This window comes from Mesorhizobium sp. M7A.F.Ca.CA.002.09.1.1 (assembly GCF_003998555.1).
Classification (GTDB): Bacteria; Pseudomonadota; Alphaproteobacteria; order Rhizobiales; family Rhizobiaceae; genus Mesorhizobium; species Mesorhizobium ciceri.
The window spans coordinates 1-1,885 of the sequence record NZ_RZRR01000996.1 but is presented as its reverse complement, the minus strand read 5'-3'; the positions used below and the strand labels follow the sequence as shown (position 1 = coordinate 1,885).

The window sequence follows — 1,885 nt, the reverse complement described above, 5'->3', positions numbered from 1 at the left end:
ACCCCGATCTGGCTGCGCTGCTTGGCATCGAAAGCCCGTTCTTCATCGCCGTCGACCGGGTGCGCACCAACGCCAGCGACGGCCATGCGATCTCCATCGAGCGCAGCCGGTTGCCATTGTCCTCCGAGCTCGAGGACGTACCGTTGCGCGGATTGCGCGAGGGCTCGCTGCACCAGACGCTGCGCGTCGCCGGCCTCATTCCCGACCATGGCGAGGAATGGGTCGAGATCGAGATGCTCAATGCCGAGGATGCGGCCATCCTCGGCTGCCCGCAAGGCACGCCTTTCCTGCGTGGCCGCCGGCTGACGCGCGCCGCCGACGACCGGCCGATCGAGTACGTCACCAGCCTGCTCAATCCGGCGCATTTTGCGCTGCATATGAGGTTCTGAGCGATGTCGGATGCGACCAGCAAGGCTATTGACCGCGCCATGGGGGCGCTTGTCGGCGGAGCGCTGGGCGATGCGCTCGGCATGCCGACGCAGCTTTTGTCGCCGGTTCGCATTGCCGAACTCTACGGCCATGTTGAGGATTTCATCGAGCCTTTCCCGGATCATCCGGTGTCGAAGGGATTGGCCGCCGGCACCATCACCGACGATACCGAGCAGGCGTTGCTGCTCGGCCGCATCCTGGTCGAATCCGGCGACCGTTTCGACCACGCGCGCTGGGTCAATGCGCTGCTCGACTGGGAACGCGAGGTTAAGGCGCGTGGCAGCTATGACCTTTTGGGGCCATCGACCAAACGCGCCATCGACGCCATCAACAATGGTATGCCGGCTGAGGAAGCGGGGCGCAGCGGCGACACCAATGGTGCGGCGATGCGTATCGCGCCGGTCGGCATCATGATGCCGCTCGAACCGTTGGAAGGATTCGTCGGCAAGGTGGCTGAGACCTGCCGGGCCACGCACAACACCTCGATTGCCATCGCCTCCGCCGCTGCCGTTGCGGCAGCCGTCAGCCGCGGCGTCGCCGGCGGTGGCTGGCGCGACGCTTCCGCCAGCGCGGTCGCGGCGGCGAGGCGAGGGGCGACACTCGGACATTGGGTGACCGGCGGCGACATCGCCGCGCGCATCGTCTGGGCGCAAGACATCGTACACGGCAAGGCGATCAGGGATGCGATCCGGCTGATCACCGATCTGGTTGGCACCGGCGTCGCCAGCCAGGAATCCGTTCCGGCGGCCTTCGCCGTGCTGGAAGTCGCGCGTGGCGACCCATGGCAAGCAGCCGTCATCAGCGCCAATCTCGGCGGCGACACCGATACGATCGGCGCCATCGCTGCCGGCATGGCCGGCGCCTGCAGCGGTTTTTCCCGATTGCCGCAACAGCATATCGCCCGGCTTGTCGGCCTCGACATGTCGGAGGTTCGCGCGCTCGCCGCCGATCTCGTGGCAGCAAGGATGGCGAAAATCGGTTCCGGCAAGGACGCGGCGGAATGAGCGGCCGTCTCGTCCATGTCGGCAGTGCCGTGGTCGACTATGTCTACCGCATCGACGCCCTGCCGGCGCCCGGCATGGAAAAGACGGCATCGAGCTTTGCCCAGGTCGCCGGCGGTGGCTTCAACATGATGGTGGCGGCCAGCCGCACCGGCAGGCAGGTGGTGTTCGGCGGCCAACTCGGCAGCGGGCCCAATGGCGATTTCCTGCGCGCTGCTTTCATAGCCGAGGGTATCGAGACACTGACGCCGCCATCGCCCGTGATGGACAGCGGCAACTGCGTCGCCATGATCTCGAGCGACGCCGAACGCACCTTCGTGTCGTGGCCTGGTGCGGAGAGCGTTCTCAGCCTCGACATGATGGCGCCGGTCGCGGTGGCGCCGGGAGACTGGGTGTTCACCTCCGGCTACACGCTGAGCTACCCTAAGAGTCGCGATGCGCTCACTGATTGGATC

At 66.5% G+C, this 1,885-nt stretch carries 3 protein-coding genes; all 3 read left to right on the top strand.

The features are described 5' to 3' along the window. On the top strand, positions 1 to 389 hold a 389-nt coding region (locus tag EN994_RS29400; protein ID WP_164746316.1), incomplete at its 5' end, for a GntR family transcriptional regulator. Between the two features lie 3 nt (positions 390 to 392). Further along, complete coding sequence (locus tag EN994_RS29395; RefSeq protein ID WP_063168552.1) at positions 393 to 1,433, top strand: ADP-ribosylglycohydrolase family protein; 1,041 nt, start codon at positions 393 to 395, stop codon at positions 1,431 to 1,433. Next, positions 1,430 to 1,885 (top strand): PfkB family carbohydrate kinase (locus EN994_RS29390; RefSeq protein WP_245466118.1); only part of this gene is annotated, 456 nt, incomplete at its 3' end. The genes EN994_RS29395 and EN994_RS29390, both read left to right, overlap by 4 nt.

Bases quoted from the DNA above. Each gene is read 5' to 3' on its own strand.
- EN994_RS29395 (WP_063168552.1), top strand. From the start codon at position 393: ATGTCGGATGCGACCAGCAAGGCTATTGACCGCGCCATGGGGGCGCTT.